This is a genomic window from Streptomyces millisiae (assembly GCF_031845425.1).
Lineage (GTDB): Bacteria > Actinomycetota > Actinomycetes > Streptomycetales > Streptomycetaceae > Streptomyces > Streptomyces millisiae.
Genome location: NZ_JAVREM010000075.1, coordinates 1 through 15,990, shown reverse-complemented (window position 1 = coordinate 15,990; position 15,990 = coordinate 1). Strand labels below are relative to the sequence as shown.

Sequence of the window (15,990 nt, the reverse complement as noted above, 5' to 3'; positions counted from 1 at the left end):
TCCGGCGCTCCGCGCCGGGGTGCCCCCTCAGCGTTCGTCGTTGGGGGGGCCGGCGAGGATGTTGCTCATGCGGCGGCCCACGCTGTTCCACCGCGCGTCGTGGCGCTCGGCCCGCCGCTCCGCCCGTGCCCGCACCTTCGGCCACCGCTTGTAGAGCCACCGTGCCCAGAGCGAGTCGGGACGCGCCAACCGCAGGGCGCCGACCAGTGCCACCGGCGGCAGCAGGACGCCGAAGACGGCCATGACGTACTTCCCCTTCACCAGCGCCACGAGCACCACCACCAGATTGGCGAGCACGGTCAGCACCAGGTTGTACCTGACCAGCCGCTCCACGGGGCCGGCGCCGTTCACGCCGAACGGCAGGAAGCCGGTGAGCAGCGTGCCCGCGATGGCCGCCGTCAGGACCACGGCCTCGACGCTGCGCCGGCCCTGTTCCGACCAGTAGACGTCGTGCAGGTAGAGGATCAGCGCGAACTCGTCGAGCACGAGCCCGGCGCCGATACCGAAGACGACCGCCGTGGTGGCGCCGACCCAGCTGTCGGTGCCGGCGGCCACCGCGCCGAAACCGCCGGCCAGCATCAGCACCACGCCGGGCACCACGTGGTGGACGTGCTGCCCGCCGGCCGAGACATCGTGGAACGGTCCGCGGCCGGCCCGGATCAGCCGGGTGATGCAGCGCGTCACCAGGAAGGTGATGACGAAGGCCAGCAGGGCGAGCAGCAGCGGCAGCTTTCCCGGATCGACGATGTTACGAGTCCACCAGTGCACCATGACCTCCCCAGCCTCCGGCGCTACGCTGCGGTCCGATGAACGCCACGCCGCCCGGGGCCCCGAGGATCACGATCACGGACGGGCCGCGGTTCGCGCTGGCCACGCTGACGGTGCTGCCGGTGCGCGGCGTCCGGTGGGACCGGGCGGTGGCCGGGGTGGGCATGGCGTGCGCGCCGGTCGCGGGGCTCGTGGTGGGGGTCGCGGCGGCGGCCGTCGCCTGGTTCCTGGGCACGCTCGACGCCGGGCCCGCGCTGGTGGCGGTGGCCGCCGCGGCCGTGCCGGCCGTGCTCAGTCGTGGCCTGCACCTGGACGGCCTGGCCGACGTGGCGGACGGCCTGGGCAGCGGCCGGCCGGCCCCCGGGGCGTTGGCGGTCATGAAGCGGTCGGACATCGGCCCGTTCGGGGTGGTGACGCTGGTGTTCACGCTCGCCGCCCAGATCGCGGCGTTGGCCGAGGCGGCGAGCCCGCCGGCGGCGGCGCTGGTCGCGGCCCTGGTGTCGCGGGCCGCGCTGACCTGGGCGTGCCGGGCCTCAGGACCGCCGCCGGCACGTCCCGACGGGCTCGGCGCCACGGTGGCGCGGGCGGTGCCGCTGCCGGCTGCGGCGGTCGCGGTGGCCGGGGCCTGCGCGGTGGCGGCCGGCGCCGGGGCGCTGACCGGTGGGGTCGCGGGCGCGCTCGCCGCGTGCTGCGCCACGGTGCTCGCGCTGAGCGCGGCCGAGGCGCTGCTGCGTCACTGCCGGCGCCGGTTGGGCGGCGTCACCGGGGACGTGCTGGGCGCGGCGGCCGAGGTCGCGGCGACCGTGGCGCTGGTGACGCTGGCCGTGACGGCGGGTTGATCCACACCGGGCGTAGTCTTCTGGCGAATGCCGGGTGTCGGGGCGGGGCGGCGCCCGCCCCGCGCGGCCAGTGACGACGACGAGGAACACCAACACAGTGACTGCACTCACCCTCAGCAATCTCGCGGCGACCGCGGTGCCGGCCGACGCCGTGGTCATCGGGCTCGCCAAGGGCGAGTCCGGGCCGGTCATCGCGCCCGGCTCGCCGGCCGCGGCGTCCGTCGACGCCGCCTTCGACGGCGGTCTCGCGGCCGCTCTGAGCACCCTCGGCGCCAAGGGCGACGAGGAGGAGATCACCAGGCTGCCGGCCCCCGACGGGCTGCCGGTGCCGCTGGTGGTCGCCGTCGGCCTGGGCGCCGCGCCGGAGTCGGGCGCCGACTACCGGGCCGAGACGCTGCGCCGGGCGGCCGGCGCGGCGGCCAGGGCGCTGGCCGGCTCCGAGCACGCGGCGTTCGCGCTGCCGGTGGGCGGCGCGGCGGGCATCGCGCCGGTGGCCGAGGGCGCGCTGCTCGGCGCCTACGCGTTCACCGCCTTCCGCGGCCGTGGCTTCTCCGGCGCCGACAGCGGTCCGCTCTCCCGGGTCACGCTGCTCGACGCGGACGCCGGCGACGAGGCGCACGCGGTGGCCGCCGAGCGCGCGCTGGTGCTGGCCGAGGAGGTCGCCAGGGCCCGCGACCTGGTCAACACCCCGCCGAACGCGCTGAACCCGGCCGGGTTCGCGGCCCTGGTGGAGACGGCGGCCGCCGAGTACGGCGTGGAGACGCTGGTGCTCGACGAGCAGGAGCTGACGGCCGGCGGCTACGGCGGCCTGCTGGGCGTGGGCCAGGGCTCGGCCTCGCCGCCCCGGCTGGTGCGGGTGGGCTACGCGCCGGACCCGGAGGGCGCCCCGACGCTGGCGCTGGTGGGCAAGGGCATCACCTACGACTCGGGCGGCATCTCGCTCAAGCCGGCCGGCCACAACGAGACGATGAAGTGCGACATGGCCGGCGCGGCCGCCGTGTTCGCGACGGTGCTGGCCGCCGCCCGGCTCGGGCTCCGGGTGAACGTCACCGGCTGGCTGGCGCTCGCCGAGAACATGCCGTCGGGCTCCGCGGTCCGGCCGGGCGACGTGCTGACCATGTACAGCGGCAAGACGGTCGAGGTGCTCAACACCGACGCCGAGGGCCGTCTGGTGATGGCGGACGCGCTGACCAGGGCGGGCGAGGAGTCGCCCGACGCGCTGGTCGACGTGGCGACGCTGACCGGCGCGATGGTGCTGGCGCTCGGCAAGCGCACCTTCGGCGTGCTGGGCAACGACGACGCGTTCCGCGACCTGGTGCACGAGACGGCCGGGCAGGCCGGCGAGCAGTCGTGGCCGCTGCCGATGCCGGCCGAGCTGGCCGAGGGGCTGAAGTCGCCGGTGGCGGACCTGGCCAACGTGGGCGAGCGGATGGGCGGCGGGCTCTCCGCCGGCCTGTTCCTGAAGGAGTTCGTCGCGGACGGGGTGCGCTGGGCGCATCTGGACATCGCGGGGCCCGCGTTCAACGAGGGCGGCCCCTTCGGCTACACCCCCAAGGGCGGCACCGGATCCGCGGTGCGCACCCTGGTGCGTCTCGCGGAGCGGGCCGCCGGCGGGGAGCTGGCCGGCTGACCGGGGCGGGCCCGGGGCCGGTGCCCGGTCGCCGGGGCAGGGCCTCGGGCCCGTCCTCCGTCGCAGCGTGCAAAGATGGTGTCCCGGCAGGACAGGGCCGCGGCTCACCCACCAGGAGAGCCACACCACGCCGCCACCAGGCGGCACCGGAACCCGCCGGCCGGTCACCGTCGACCGGCCGCGGGCGAACACCCCATCTTGGAGGAACGTGACGTGGCGAACGACGCCAGCACCGTTTACGACCTAGTGATCCTCGGTGGCGGCAGCGGTGGCTACGCCGCGGCCCTGCGGGCGTCCCAGCTGGGCCTGGACGTCGCTCTCATCGAGAAGAACAAGCTGGGCGGCACCTGTCTGCACAACGGCTGCATCCCCACCAAGGCCCTGCTGCACGCGGGCGAGATCGCCGACGCGGCCCGCGAGGGCTCCGAGTTCGGCGTGAAGAGCACCTTCGACGGCATCGACATCGCCGGGGTGCACAAGTACAAGGACGGCGTGGTCTCCGGCCTCTACAAGGGCCTGCAGGGCCTGGTGGCCTCCCGGAAGATCACCTACGTGGAGGGCGAGGGCCGGCTGTCCTCCCCCACGAGCGTGGACGTGGGCGGCCAGCGGTACACCGGCCGGCACATCGTGCTGGCCACCGGCTCCGTGCCGAGGTCCCTGCCGGGCCTGACGATAGACGGCGACCGGATCATCTCCTCGGACCACGCGCTGGTGCTCGACCGGGTGCCGAAGTCCGCGATCGTGCTGGGCGGCGGCGTCATCGGCGTCGAGTTCGCCTCGGTGTGGAAGTCCTTCGGCGCCGACGTGACCATCGTCGAGGGCCTGCCGCACCTCGTCCCCGTCGAGGACGAGAACAGCTCCAAGCTGCTGGAGCGCGCCTTCCGCAAGCGCGGCATCAACTTCTCCCTCGGCTCCTTCTTCAAGGGCGCCGAGTACACGGCCGACGGGGTGCGGGTCACCCTGGACAACGGCAAGACCTTCGAGGCCGAGGTGCTGCTGGTCGCCATCGGCCGCGGCCCCGTCTCGCAGGGGCTCGGCTACGAGGAGGCCGGGGTCGCCATGGACCGCGGCTTCGTCCTGGTCGACGAGTACTGCCAGACCAACGTGCCGACCATCTCGGCCGTGGGCGACCTGATCCCGACCCTCCAGCTGGCGCACGTCGGCTTCGCCGAGGGCATCCTGGTGGCGGAGCGCCTGGCCGGCCTGAAGCCGGTGCCGATCGACTACGACGGCGTGCCGCGGGTCACCTACTGCCACCCGGAGGTGGCGTCCGTCGGCATCACCGAGGCGAGGGCCAAGGAGCTGTACGGCGCCGACCAGGTGGTCACGCTCAAGTACAACCTCGCGGGGAACGGCAAGAGCAAGATCCTCAAGACGGCGGGCGAGATCAAGCTCGTGCGCGTCAGGGACGGCGCCGTCGTCGGTATCCACATGGTCGGTGACCGGCTCGGCGAGCAGGTCGGCGAGGCGCAGCTGATCTACAACTGGGAGGCGCTGCCCGCCGAGGTGGCCCAGCTGATCCACGCGCATCCGACGCAGAACGAGGCGCTCGGCGAGGCCCACCTGGCCCTGGCCGGCAAGCCGCTGCACTCCCACGACTGACCTGGCCGCGTTATCCCAGAGCGCGCATGACCATTTGCCACTTTTCGTAAGGAGCAACAGAAACCATGGCGGTTTCCGTAACCCTTCCGGCGCTCGGCGAGAGCGTGACCGAGGGCACCGTCACCCGCTGGCTCAAGTCCGAAGGCGAACGCGTCGAGGTGGACGAGCCGCTGCTCGAGGTGTCGACCGACAAGGTCGACACCGAGATCCCCGCACCCGCGGCGGGCGTGCTGACGTCCATCAAGGTCGGCGAGGACGAGACCGTCGAGGTGGGCGCCGAGCTGGCGGTCATCGACGACGGTTCCGGCGCGCCGGCCGCCGCGCCGGCGCCCGCCGCCGAGGCGGCCCAGGCACCGGCGCCCGAGCCGACCCCGGAGCCGGCGCCCGCGGCGCAGGCCCCGGCCGCGCCGGCGCCCGAGCCGGCCCAGGCCCAGGCGCCGGCCGGCGGCGCCTCCGGCACCGACGTGGTGCTGCCGGCGCTCGGCGAGTCCGTCACCGAGGGCACCGTCACCCGCTGGCTGAAGGCGGTCGGCGACTCGGTCGAGGCCGACGAGCCGCTGCTCGAGGTGTCGACCGACAAGGTCGACACCGAGATCCCCGCGCCCGTGGCCGGCACCCTGCTGGAGATCACGGTCGGCGAGGACGAGACGGCCGAGGTGGGCGCCAAGTTGGGCGTCATCGGCGCGGCCGGCGCCGCTCCGGCCGCCGCCCCCGCGCCGGCGGCCCCGGCCCCGGCTCCCGCCCCCGAGCCCACTCCGGCGCCCGCGCCTGCCCCGGCTCCCGCGGCCCCGGCCCCGGCTCCCACCCCGGCCCCAGCCCCGGCTCCGGCTCCGGCTCCGGCTCCGGCCGCCAAGCCGGCGCCCGCCCCGGCGGCCGCCGCACCCGCCCCCGCGGCGGACGGCGCCTACGTCACCCCGCTGGTGCGCAAGCTGGCCGCGGAGAACGGCGTCGACCTGGCCACCGTCAAGGGCTCCGGCGTCGGCGGCCGCATCCGCAAGCAGGACGTGCTGAGCGCCGCCGAGGCCGCCCGCGCGGCCGCCGCGGCTCCCGCCGCCGCCCCGGCGGCGCCGGCCGCCCAGGCGCCGGCGCCCGTCCAGCCGTCGCCGCTGCGCGGCCAGACGGTCAAGATGAGCCGGATCCGCAAGGTCATCGCCGAGAACATGATGAAGGCGCTGCACAACCAGGCGCAGCTGTCCACCGTCATCGAGGTCGACGTCACCCGGATCATGCGGCTGCGGGCCCGGGCCAAGGACGCGTTCCTGGCCCGTGAGGGCGTCAAGCTCTCCCCGATGCCGTTCTTCGTGAAGGCGGCGGCGGAGGCCCTCAAGGCCCACCCGTCGGTCAACGCCCGGATCAACGACGACGGCACCATCACCTACCACGACGTCGAGAACGTGGGCATCGCGGTGGACTCGGAGAAGGGCCTGATGGTCCCCGTCATCAAGGGCGCGGGCGACCTGAGCCTGGCCGGCATCGCCAAGAAGACGGCGGAGCTGGCGGGCAAGGTGCGGGGCGGCGGGCTCTCCCCCGACGACATGTCGGGCGGCACGTTCACGATCAGCAACACCGGCTCGCGCGGCGCGCTGTTCGACACGATCATCGTGAACTACCCGCAGGTCGCGGAGCTGGGCATCGGCGCCACCGTGCGCCGCCCGGTGGTCGTGAACCACCCGGAGCTCGGCGAGACCATCGCCGTCCGGGACATGGTCTACCTGACCCTGTCCTACGACCACCAGCTGGTCGACGGCGCGGACGCCGCCCGCTACCTGGCGGACGTCAAGGCCCGCCTGGAGGCCGGCGCGTTCGAAGGCGAGCTCGGCCTGTAAGGGCTGTCCGGCAGCCGACGTGAGGCCGCGCCCCGCCCGGACCCTCCGGGCGGGGCGCGGCCACGTTGATCACCGAATCGATCAGCGAGTCGATCACCGATGGGAGAGTGAGCGAGCTGTGGGCATGCCCGTCGTCCATTCGCTGCGCCAGCAGATCCGCGAGCACATCGTGGAGGGCATCGTCAGCGGGCGCTGGCAGCCCGGCGAGCGGATCGTCGAGCGGCGGATCGCGGCCGAGCTCGACGTGAGCCAGACGCCCGTCCGCGAGGCGCTGCGCGAGCTGGAGACGCTGCGGCTGATCGAGTCGGCGCCCAACAAGGGGGTCCGGGTCCGGGCGTTGACCGCCGCGGACCTGGAGGAGATCTACCCGGTGCGGGCCGGGCTGGAGCAGATCGCGGCCGAGCTGGCCGCCGAGCGGCTGGCCGGCGACGTCTCGGCGCTCACCCCCGAGGTGGCGGCGCTGCGCGAGGCGGACCGGCTCGCGGACGCCGAGGCCCAGGTGGGGCACACGGTGGCGTTCCACCACGAGTTGGTGAAGGCGTCGGGGAACAGCGTGCTGCTGCACACCTGGGAGTCGCTCGGCATCGAGATCTGGACGGCGCTGTCGATCCGCTGGCTCGGCACCCGGCAGCAGTCCTACGCCGAGGAGCACCAGGAACTGGTGGACGCCTTTTTGCGGCGGGACCGGCGCATCGGGGAGCTGGTCAAGGAGCACGTCCTGAACTGTGCACCACGTGCCTGATGGCGGCGCCGGGCCTGGCACAGGATGCCAATTTCTCCGATTCGCCGATTTTTTTGCTCCGATCCTTTGATCGATCATCGATCAAAGGCTTACAGTCTCCCTGGAAGTGAGCCGCGCCGCACTGCCTGTCCTGCCGTCCGACGCGGCTCCCAGGGGAGCTCCGGTCCCGATTGTCGCGCCAACGCACGGGACCGGGCCCCTCATGGCCGCCCATGATTTCATGGGTGGTCCCATGCGTGCTGCCCGACTGATCAGACTGGTCCTGCTGCTCCAGGACCGCAGGGCGATGACCGCCGCCGAACTGGCCGCCGAACTCGAGGTCTCCGAGCGGACGGTCGCCCGCGACGTGCAGGCGCTCTCCGAGGCCGGCATCCCCGTCTACGCGGACCGCGGTCGCGCCGGCGGCTACCGCCTCGTCGGCGGCTACCGCACCCGCCTCACCGGACTCGGCCGCAGCGAGGCCGAGGCCCTCTTCCTCTCCGGCGTCCCCGGCGCGCTGCGCGACATGGGCCTGGCGGACGCCGCCTCGGCGGCCCAGCTCAAGGTCTCCGCCGCCCTCCTCCCCGAGCTGCGCTCCGCCCCCGACACGGCCGCCCAGCGCTTCCACCTGGACGCCCCCGGCTGGTGGCAGCCGCCCGAGACGCCGGAGCTGCTGCCGGCCGTCGCCGAGGCCGTCTGGGACGACCTCCGGATCCTGGTCACCTACGTGCGCGGCGACGGCGCGGAGGTGGAACGGTCGTTGGACCCCTACGGCCTGGTCCTGAAGGCCGGCACCTGGTACCTCGCGGCCCGCCCGGCCGGCGCGCCCCGCCCCCGGGTCTACCGCGTCTCCCGCTTCCGCTCCGTCACGGCACCCGGCGAGCGCTTCACCCGCGACGAGTCCTTCGACCTCCCCGCCTTCTGGACCGCCCAGGCCGCCGCCTTCGCCCGCTCCATCCTCCGCGCCGAGATCCACCTCCGCCTCTCCCCCGCCGGGACACGCGCCCTCCGCCACGTCACCGACCGCGAGGCCGCCGCCGACGCCCTGGCGGCGGCCTCACCCCCGGACGCCGACGGCTGGATCACCACGACCCTGGCCGTGGAGTCCGAGGAGGTCGCCTACACCCAACTGCTCGCCCTGGGCCCGGAGGCGGTCGTCCACGAACCCGCCTCCCTCCGCGACGCGTTGGCCACGGCGGCGGCCCGCATGGCCGCCAACTACCGCCCCTGACAAGCGGTCTCCGCCAGGACCGTGGCGTCGTGTCCCCGTGTGCGACGGTGCGGCCGCGAAGCGCTCACGAAACGTGCCTACCGTCGCACCCCGGGAGCCCGCAGCCGGCGCCCTCGCGGTGCGCGTACGCTGCGCGGATTTCGCGCGGTACGCCGCGGCGCCCGGGGGACGCGGCTTCCCCTGGCTCCAGGAGTGGCAGGCCCGCCGCGTGGCGGCGGAGGAAGGCGGCGGTCGGGGTGTCGGCCTTCGCGACGGTGGCCGGGGGGCCCGCCGCGATCAGTGAGCCGCCGGCGGGGCCGGCGCCGGGGCCCAGGTCGATCAGCCAGTCCGCGGACGCGGCCACCGGGATGTCGTGTTCGGCGATGACCACCGTGTTGCCCGAGTCCAGCAGCGCGTCCAGCGCGTCGACCACCCGCTGGACGTCGGAGGGGTGCAGGCCGGAGACAGGCTCGTCGAGGACGACGAGGCCGGCGCCGCGGCTGGTGGCGCCGCGTCTCAGCGCGGACGCCAGCTTCAGCCGCTGTGCCTCGCCGCCGGACAACTCCGTCGCGCTCTGGCCGAGTTGGAGATACCCGAGCCCGACCTGACGGAGCGCCCCCAGGGTCTCGGCGAGCTGCGGGGGCTCGGTGAACCGCTCCACGGCCTCGTCGACGGTCAGCTCCAGCACCTGGTCGACGGCCAGCCCCCGGTAGGTGATGTCCAGGGCCTCCGGCCGGTACCGCCGGCCCTCGCAGGCGTCGCAGACCACCCACACGTCCGGCAGGAAGTGCATGTCGACCAGCGTGCGGCCGTAGCCGGCGCAGGTCTCGCAGCGGCCGCCGCCCGCGGTGTTGAAGCTGAACCAGGACGCGTCGAGGCCGCGTTCGCGTGCCGTTTCGGTGCCGGCGAACAGCCTGCGGAGGATGTCGAACGCCTTGCTGTACGTGGCGGGGTTGGACCGCGGGGTCCGGCCGAGCGGTTCCTGGTCGACGACGGCGACCCAGCCGAACCCTTCGAGCCCTGTCACCTCCCGCACCCCGTCGGTCGCCGTCCCGTTCAGGGCGGCCTCCGCGCCCGCCGCGAGCGCGCCGAGCAGGCTGCTCTTGCCGCTGCCGCTCACCCCGGTCAGGCAGGTGAGCCGGCCGACGGGGAAGCGCACCAGCTCCGCGGTCACGTTGTGCGCGCGCAGCCCGCGCAGCTCCACCCAGCCGGTGTCGTCCCGGATCGGGCGGCGGTTCCGGCCCGGTCGCGGCGCCCGGCCGGACAGCTGGCGCCCGGTCAGTGACCCCGGGTGGGCGGCCACCTCGGCGGGCGGCCCGGACACCAGGACCTCGCCGCCGAGGCGGCCCGCGCCCGGTCCCATGTCGACCACCCAGTCGGCCCGGGCGATCAGCTCGGGGTCGTGCTCGACGAGGAGCACCGTGTTGCCTGCCTCGCGCAGCTCCAGGGCGATGTCGAGCAGGTGCGCCTTGTCCGCCGGGTGCAGCCCGGTGCCGGGCTCGTCCAGGACGAAGGTGATGCCGCTCAGCTCGGTGCTGAGCTGCGCGGCGAGCCGGGTCCGCTGCGCTTCGCCGCCGGACAGCGTCGTCGCGCTTCGGGAGAGCTGGAGGTGTGCCAGGCCGAGCCGGTCCAGGATGCCGAGCCTGCGGCCCAGGTCCTGGAGCAGCGGCTCGCCCACCTCGCGCTGACCGGCGTCCAGCTGGTCCGCGACCCGCCTCGCCCAGTCGCGCACCTCGCGTACCTCCACCTGGATCAGGTCGGGGTAGCTCAGCCCGCCGAGCCGCACGGACCTGGCCACCCGGTCGTACCCGCTGCCGCCGCAGCTGGCGCAGCGCTGCTTGCGCAGGTACGGCAGGTAGCGCTGTTTGGCGCCGGCCGTGCGGGCGTTCACGAACACCCGCTCCACCTCGGCGAGCGCGCCCCGCAGCGGCTGGCTCGAGGTGTAGGTCATCCGGGCCCGCTCGTTCCTGTTCGGTATGTCGACGGTCGCTTCGATGCTCTCGTCACCCGTGCCGTGGAGCACGGAGTGCCGGAACTCCTCGGGCAGCGACCGCCACGGCAAGCCCAGGTCCACGCCCCGCTTCTCGGCCAGCGCCGGTACGAACACGTGCTCGCCGGACCGCCACTTCGCGAACCAGGGCGAGGCGCCCTCGAAGAGCGGGAGGTCCGGGTGGGTGATGACGAGGTCCTCCTGCGCCTGCCAGCGCCCGCCCACCCCGTGGCAGTCCGCGCAGCCGCCCTCCGGCGAGTCGCGGTCGAAGTGGGCGGTCGTCAGTGGCCCGCCCCCGCCCTCGGCCGCCGGGTCGGCGCCGAGCGCCGGGAGGCGCGAGTAGAGGAGCCCGAGGTGGCCGTCGATGCCGGTGATCGTCGCGACCGTGGAGCGCGGGTTGCGGTTGAGGCGGCGCTGGTCGACCGCCAGCGTCGCGCCGAGCCCCAGGATACGGTCGACCCTGGGCCGGTTGCGCTGGGTGATGTACTGCCTGACGAACGGCGAGAGCCCCTCCAGGTAGCGCAGTTGGGCCTCGCTGTGCAGGGTGTCGACGGCCAGCGAGGTCTTGCCGCTGCCGCTCACTCCGGTGAAGGCCACCAGCCGTCCCTTGGGGATGCTCAGTGACACGTTCCGCAGGTTGTTGGTGCGGGCCCCCACCACGTCGATGGTCTCGTTTGCCATGTCAGGACCCGGACGACGCCGCGGTGAGCTTCGCGGGGTCGGGTGCGTAGACGGTCATCCAGTGCGGGCGCAGCCGGTAGTAGACGACGTCGTCCTCCCAGTCGAAGGCGTCCGCGCCGTAGTGCTCCTTGAGGTAGGCCAGCAGCTCGGGCCAGTCCGCGTCCGCCTCGCCGTCCCGGGGGTTGAGGATCTCGGCCGTGCCGTGCGTGAACACGCCGAGGTCCTCGCCGCGCAGGTGGGCGGCGCTGACGGCGGGTCGGGCGGCGAGGTGGCGGGCCTTGGCGGCGCCTCGGGCCGTGCCGAAGTGCCACCTCCCGTGCAGGAAGTGCCCGTCCACGGCGCTGACGCGCGGTTCGCCCTTCGCGGTCACGGTGGAGAGGGCGAGGACGCGCATGCCGGTGAGAACCTGGGTGAGTCGGCTCGCCGTCAGGGTCCGCTCGGTGTCGATGATCGAGCGGAGGTGCGAGGTGGAGCGGGGCAGCGAGGCGTCGAGGAGGGCCTGGAGCTCCGCGAGTTCTTCGGGGGTTTCGCGCATGGGGGTCCTTGTCGGTCTTCAGTTCGTGCGTGGTGGTCAGCGGTAGTCGGCCGCGTCGACGTCCCGACCCTCGTGGACGGCGTCCCTGATGTACGCCCAGGCGTCCGGCCGGGAGCCGTCTGTGTCGGTGAAGCCGTACTCGCGGGCCAGCTGGCCGCTGGAGAGTGACTGGCCGTTCCAGCGGGCGACGTCCGGGTCGCAGGCGAGCGCCGCCGCCGCACGGCCGACGAAGGTGGGGGATTCGGAGATGGCGAAGTGCGGGTCCTGTTCGATGCCGTCCCGCCAGTTCTCCTCGGTCACCTTGAAGTGGGTGTCCAGCATCGCCTCGGAGCGCAGCCAGCCCGGGGTGAGTGAGACGGCCGTGCAGCCCAGCTCCCGCAGCTCCTCGCCGAGCGCGTAGGCCATCCGGATCGGCGCGGTCTTGGCCAGGTCGTAGTAGAAGCTCTCCCGGTAGCGGCGGTTGGACTCCTTGGTGCCGTCCGTCACCTCGATGACCAGGCCGCCGGGGTGCCGGGTCAGCAGCGGCAGCGCGTGGTGGGAGGTGATGACGTGGCTCTCGACGCCGAGTCGCAGCATGCGCAGCCCGCCCGCCAGGTCGAGGTCCCACATCTTCGTCCCGAACGACAGGTCGAGCAGGTGGTCGCCGCCCCAGATGTCGTTGACCAGGACGTCAAGACGTCCCCGCTCGCGGTCGATCCGGTCGACCAGCGCCCGGACCCGCTCCGGCTCCAGGTGGTCGGTCGGCACGGCGACGCCCTCGCCGCCGGCGGCGGTCACGAGCTCGGCGGTCTCCTCGATGGTCTCGGTGGCCCGACCGACCTCGCTGACGGCCGTGCGGGTCGTCCTTCCGGTCACGTAGACCGTGGCGCCGACCGCGCCGAGCTCGACGGCCATGGCCCGTCCTGCGCCCCTGGTCGCGCCCGCCACCAGCGCGATCCTCCCGGTCAGCGGCTTGTCCTGCTGGTTCACGCACGTTCCTCTCACGTCGTGGATGCGACGGATCACACGCTCGCAGGGAAACCAGACATCTTCTGTCCGGCTTTCCCGGCGTGCGCACGGCCGCCGGGGGCGGGATCCTGTTGCCGTGATGGACGAAACGGACTTCTGGGAGATCATCGACAGCACCCGGGAATCCGCGGGTGGCGATCCCGAGGCGCACGCCGACCTGCTGGTCGATCGTCTCGCGGAGCTCGACCCGGAGGCCGTCACGGACTTCGCCCGGCACTTCGAGTCGCGCTTCGGCCGGGCCTACCGCTGGGACGTGTGGGGCGCCGCCTGGGTGCTGCTCGGCGACGCCGGGGACGCGGCGTTCGAGAACTTCCGCTGCTGGCTGATCAGCCGCGGCCGACAGGTGTTCGAGGGCACCCTGCACGAGCCCGACGCGCTCGCCGAGCTGCTCGGCCCCGAGGGCTTCGACCGGCACACCGACGGCGACGCCGAGGACGTCGGGTTCGCCGCCTACGACGCCTACGACCGGCTGACCGGCACCGAGCTGCCCGACCTCGGCCTGCCGGAGCAGCCGCGCGATCCCGAGGGCGTGCCGGTGGACTTCGCGGACACGGAGGCGATGGCCGCCGCCTACCCGCGCCTGTGGGCCCTGGCGCGGCCGGCCCCGGGTGGCCGCGTCGACGCCTGATCCCCCAGGATGGGCCCATGCGGGAACCAGCGGAGCGCGTGGAACGGATCGCCGTCACCGGCTCGTCGGGGTTGATCGGCTCGGCGCTGGTCGCGGCGCTGCGGGCGGACGAGGTGAACGTGGTGCGCCTGGTGCGGCGACCGCCGCGCGCCGCCGACGAGGAGCGCTGGGACCCGTCGGGCGCCGAGCCCGAGGTCAACCGTGCCGCGCTGGACGGCTGCACGGCCGTGGTGCACCTGGCGGGCGCCGGGGTCGCCGACCACCGGTGGACCCGCCGCTACAAGACGGAGCTCCGCGACAGCCGGGTGTTCGGCACGGCGTCGCTGGCCCGGGCGATCGCCTCGCTCGACGAGCCGCCACGGGTCTTCGTCTCGGGCAGCGCCATCGGCTACTACGGCTACACCGGCTCCCGCCCGGTGGACGAGCACGAGCCGCCCGGCACCGGCTTCCTGGCCGAGCTCTCGGTCGACTGGGAGGCGGCGGCCGAGCCGGCGAGTCGGGCCGGGGTGCGGACCGTGTTCGCCCGCACCGGCCTCGTGGTGGCCAGCTCCGGGGGCGCCTGGGGACGGCTGTTCCCGATCTTCAGGGCCGGCATCGGCGGCCGGCTCGGCAGCGGCCGGCAGTACTGGAGCGCCATCTCGCTCGCCGACCACGTCGCCGCGCTCCGCTTCCTCCTCGACGACGTGCCGGGCCTCTCCGGCCCCGTCAACCTCACCGGGCCCGAGCCGCTGACCAACCGCGAGGTGACCCGCGTGATGGGCCGGGTGCTGCGCCGGCCCACGGTGTGCGCGGTACCGGCGCCCGTGCTGCGTCTCGTCCTCGGCGAGTTCGCCCAGGACGTGCTGGGCAGCCAGCGGGTGGTGCCGCGCCGGCTGCTCGACGCCGGTTTCGCCTTCGCGCACCCCACGGTCGAGGAGCAGGTGCTGGCCGCCGTGGCCCCGGCCTGACACCCGCCGGGGGCGGCACGCGACCTTCGTGCCCCCGTGCCCTGGTCCATGCGCTCTGCCGGATTGCGCCCGGCGTGAGAGGGTCTCTCCGGTTCGGGCATTGCCCGCGCCCCCAGCGGGCATCAGGACCCACGGACCCACACCCAGGGTCCGGGGGCCACCGCCTTCAGCGGCCGGCCAACCCCGTCGACAGCGTCGTCCACGGGGCAGCGGCCCGTGCCGAACGGCCGTCCCCACGGGGATCCGAGCCCCGCCGCTCGCACGCACCGACCACCTCACCAGGAGGCCACGTGCTTCAGCGCCGACCGCACCGCGACCACTCCGACGTCGTCATCATCGGCGCGGGCCCCGCCGGGCTCGCCGCCGCACACCACCTGAGCACCGCCGGCCTCACCGTGACGGTGCTGGAGGCGGCCGACCGCATCGGCGGGCGCATGGCCACCGAGGACCTCGACGGCTTCCGCCTCGACCGCGCCGCCCACCTCGCCCTGCCCGGCTACCCCACCCGGGCCCAGCTGCCGGGGCCGCTCCCCACCCGCCGCCTGACCGGCGGCATCGTGCTGAAGGCCGCGACGCACCAGCACCGCGTCGGGGAGGCCGGCGACCACGGCTCGGCCCGCGCCGGACACCGCTCGCTGACCTCGGCCTTCGACCAGATCTGGCTGCGGGCCAACCTCGCCAGACTCGGCCGGCTGCCGGACGCCAGGCTGCGCTCCCGCCCCGAACTGACGGCGGCCGCCGCGCTGTCGGCGCGCGGCATACCGGCGCGCATAGCCGAGGGCGCGCTGCGCCCGCTGCTCGCCGCGCTGCTGCACGACCCGGAGCTCGCCACCTCGAGCCGGCTCGGCGACGAGGCGCTGCGGGCGTTCGCCCGCCGCGGCCTCGGCCTGCCGACCGGCGGCTCCGCCGCGCTGCCCGAGCTGCTGGCCGCGGCCCTGCCGGAGGGGTCGGTCAGGACCGGGGTGCGGGTGGTCTCGGTCTCCACGACGGTGGTGGAGACGGAGGCGCACGGCACGTTCCGCTGCCGGGCCGTGGTGCTGGCCACCGGCGCCGAGGAGGCGGCCCGGCTGCTGCCAGGGCTGCGGGTGCCGGCGTTCCGGCCGGTGACGGTGCTGCACCACGCGGCGTCGGCCGCCCCGCCCGGCGGGCCCACGCTGATCGTGGACGCGGCGGCCCGCGGCCCCGTCTCGCACACCATGGACGCCTCGGCGATCGACCCGTCCCGGGCGCCGGCGGGGCGGACGCTGATCACCTCGGTGGTCCTCGGCCCGCCAGCGGCCGAACCGCCGGAGCTGCTGGACAAGGCGGCCAGGGCACAGCTCGGCGAGCTGCACGGCGCGCCGGCCGACGACTGGGAGCTGCTGGCCGTGCGCCACGACCCGCGCGCCGTCCCGGTGTTCGCGCCGCCCTACCCGGGTGCGAGGTCGGCGCGGCTGCTCGACGGCCTCTACGTGTGCGGCGACCACCGCGACGTGCCGGGCCCGACCGGCGACCTCGCCTCGGCCGCCCGCGCGGCGACGGCGCTGCTGGCCGACGCGGGCATGACGCCCGCGTCCCGGCCGGTGGCCGCGGAGGCGGTCTGACGGCGGCCGGGTTTTCCCCCAC

The 15,990-nt window shown here is 74.6% G+C and carries 13 protein-coding genes; 9 read left to right on the top strand and 4 right to left on the bottom strand.

The genetic code is table 11. The features are described 5' to 3' along the window. Positions 1 to 27: 27 nt before the first annotated feature. Entirely contained in the window at positions 28 to 771 is a 744-nt protein-coding gene (locus RNC47_RS31425) for a hypothetical protein (protein ID WP_311603689.1), read from the bottom strand. A gap of 35 nt (positions 772 to 806) precedes the next feature. Here RNC47_RS31425 and RNC47_RS31420 point away from each other — a divergent pair, with 35 nt between their 5' ends. The 6 genes from RNC47_RS31420 to RNC47_RS31395 all read left to right on the top strand — a co-directional run bounded on the left by RNC47_RS31420 (position 807) and on the right by RNC47_RS31395 (position 8,617). Then, the gene (locus tag RNC47_RS31420; RefSeq protein WP_311603687.1) at positions 807 to 1,607 is read left to right on the top strand and encodes an adenosylcobinamide-GDP ribazoletransferase; all 801 of its coding nucleotides are present in this window, start codon (positions 807 to 809) and stop codon (positions 1,605 to 1,607) included. Positions 1,608 to 1,704: 97 nt separating this feature from the next. Beyond that, positions 1,705 to 3,237: a leucyl aminopeptidase gene (locus RNC47_RS31415; protein WP_311603683.1), complete on the top strand. Its 1,533-nt coding sequence runs from the start codon at positions 1,705 to 1,707 to the stop codon at positions 3,235 to 3,237. A gap of 213 nt (positions 3,238 to 3,450) precedes the next feature. Beyond that, a complete protein-coding gene (gene lpdA / locus RNC47_RS31410) occupies positions 3,451 to 4,839 on the top strand; it encodes a dihydrolipoyl dehydrogenase (RefSeq protein ID WP_311603681.1) in 1,389 nt (462 codons plus the stop codon). A gap of 65 nt (positions 4,840 to 4,904) precedes the next feature. Continuing rightward, entirely contained in the window at positions 4,905 to 6,665 is a 1,761-nt protein-coding gene (sucB, locus tag RNC47_RS31405; protein WP_311603679.1) for a 2-oxoglutarate dehydrogenase, E2 component, dihydrolipoamide succinyltransferase, read from the top strand. Positions 6,666 to 6,783: 118 nt separating this feature from the next. Further along, positions 6,784 to 7,407: a GntR family transcriptional regulator gene (locus tag RNC47_RS31400; protein ID WP_311603677.1), complete on the top strand. Its 624-nt coding sequence runs from the start codon at positions 6,784 to 6,786 to the stop codon at positions 7,405 to 7,407. Between the two features lie 232 nt (positions 7,408 to 7,639). After that, the gene (locus RNC47_RS31395) at positions 7,640 to 8,617 is read left to right on the top strand and encodes a helix-turn-helix transcriptional regulator (RefSeq protein WP_311603675.1); all 978 of its coding nucleotides are present in this window, start codon (positions 7,640 to 7,642) and stop codon (positions 8,615 to 8,617) included. Between the two features lie 64 nt (positions 8,618 to 8,681). Here the strand turns inward: RNC47_RS31395 and RNC47_RS31390 are convergent, their stop codons facing one another. Genes RNC47_RS31390 through RNC47_RS31380 form a run of 3 tightly spaced genes read right to left on the bottom strand, consistent with a single transcriptional unit; the run spans position 8,682 to position 12,771 of the window. Beyond that, the gene (locus RNC47_RS31390; protein WP_311603674.1) at positions 8,682 to 11,267 is read right to left on the bottom strand and encodes an excinuclease ABC subunit UvrA; all 2,586 of its coding nucleotides are present in this window, start codon (positions 11,265 to 11,267) and stop codon (positions 8,682 to 8,684) included. Position 11,268: 1 nt separating this feature from the next. After that, positions 11,269 to 11,802, bottom strand: a complete 534-nt coding sequence (locus tag RNC47_RS31385; protein WP_311603673.1) for a pyridoxamine 5'-phosphate oxidase family protein — start codon at positions 11,800 to 11,802, stop codon at positions 11,269 to 11,271. Between the two features lie 36 nt (positions 11,803 to 11,838). Beyond that, entirely contained in the window at positions 11,839 to 12,771 is a 933-nt protein-coding gene (locus RNC47_RS31380; protein WP_311603671.1) for an SDR family oxidoreductase, read from the bottom strand. A 118-nt stretch (positions 12,772 to 12,889) separates the two neighbouring features. Between RNC47_RS31380 and RNC47_RS31375 the strand changes: the two genes are divergently transcribed. From RNC47_RS31375 to RNC47_RS31365, 3 genes are all read left to right on the top strand, one after another. Continuing rightward, complete coding sequence (locus RNC47_RS31375; RefSeq protein WP_311603710.1) at positions 12,890 to 13,438, top strand: DUF4240 domain-containing protein; 549 nt, start codon at positions 12,890 to 12,892, stop codon at positions 13,436 to 13,438. Between the two features lie 17 nt (positions 13,439 to 13,455). Next, positions 13,456 to 14,385, top strand: coding sequence for a TIGR01777 family oxidoreductase (locus tag RNC47_RS31370; RefSeq protein WP_311603670.1), 930 nt, complete (start codon positions 13,456 to 13,458; stop codon positions 14,383 to 14,385). A 290-nt stretch (positions 14,386 to 14,675) separates the two neighbouring features. Then, positions 14,676 to 15,968 carry an FAD-dependent oxidoreductase gene (locus tag RNC47_RS31365; RefSeq protein WP_311603668.1) on the top strand — a complete coding sequence of 431 codons (1,293 nt, stop codon included), beginning with the start codon at positions 14,676 to 14,678 and terminating at the stop codon, positions 15,966 to 15,968. The last annotated feature ends 22 nt before the right edge of the window (positions 15,969 to 15,990 follow it).

What these genes read in the sequence shown, in the direction of transcription:
- RNC47_RS31425 (WP_311603689.1), bottom strand. Translation starts at nt 771, where the DNA reads ATGGTGCACTGGTGGACTCGTAACATCGTCGATCCGGGAAAGCTGCCG.
- RNC47_RS31420 (WP_311603687.1), top strand. Translation starts at nt 807, where the DNA reads ATGAACGCCACGCCGCCCGGGGCCCCGAGGATCACGATCACGGACGGG.
- sucB (WP_311603679.1), top strand. Translation starts at nt 4,905, where the DNA reads ATGGCGGTTTCCGTAACCCTTCCGGCGCTCGGCGAGAGCGTGACCGAG.
- RNC47_RS31395 (WP_311603675.1), top strand. Translation starts at nt 7,640, where the DNA reads ATGCGTGCTGCCCGACTGATCAGACTGGTCCTGCTGCTCCAGGACCGC.
- RNC47_RS31390 (WP_311603674.1), bottom strand. Translation starts at nt 11,267, where the DNA reads ATGGCAAACGAGACCATCGACGTGGTGGGGGCCCGCACCAACAACCTG.
- RNC47_RS31385 (WP_311603673.1), bottom strand. Translation starts at nt 11,802, where the DNA reads ATGCGCGAAACCCCCGAAGAACTCGCGGAGCTCCAGGCCCTCCTCGAC.
- RNC47_RS31375 (WP_311603710.1), top strand. Translation starts at nt 12,890, where the DNA reads ATGGACGAAACGGACTTCTGGGAGATCATCGACAGCACCCGGGAATCC.
- RNC47_RS31370 (WP_311603670.1), top strand. Translation starts at nt 13,456, where the DNA reads ATGCGGGAACCAGCGGAGCGCGTGGAACGGATCGCCGTCACCGGCTCG.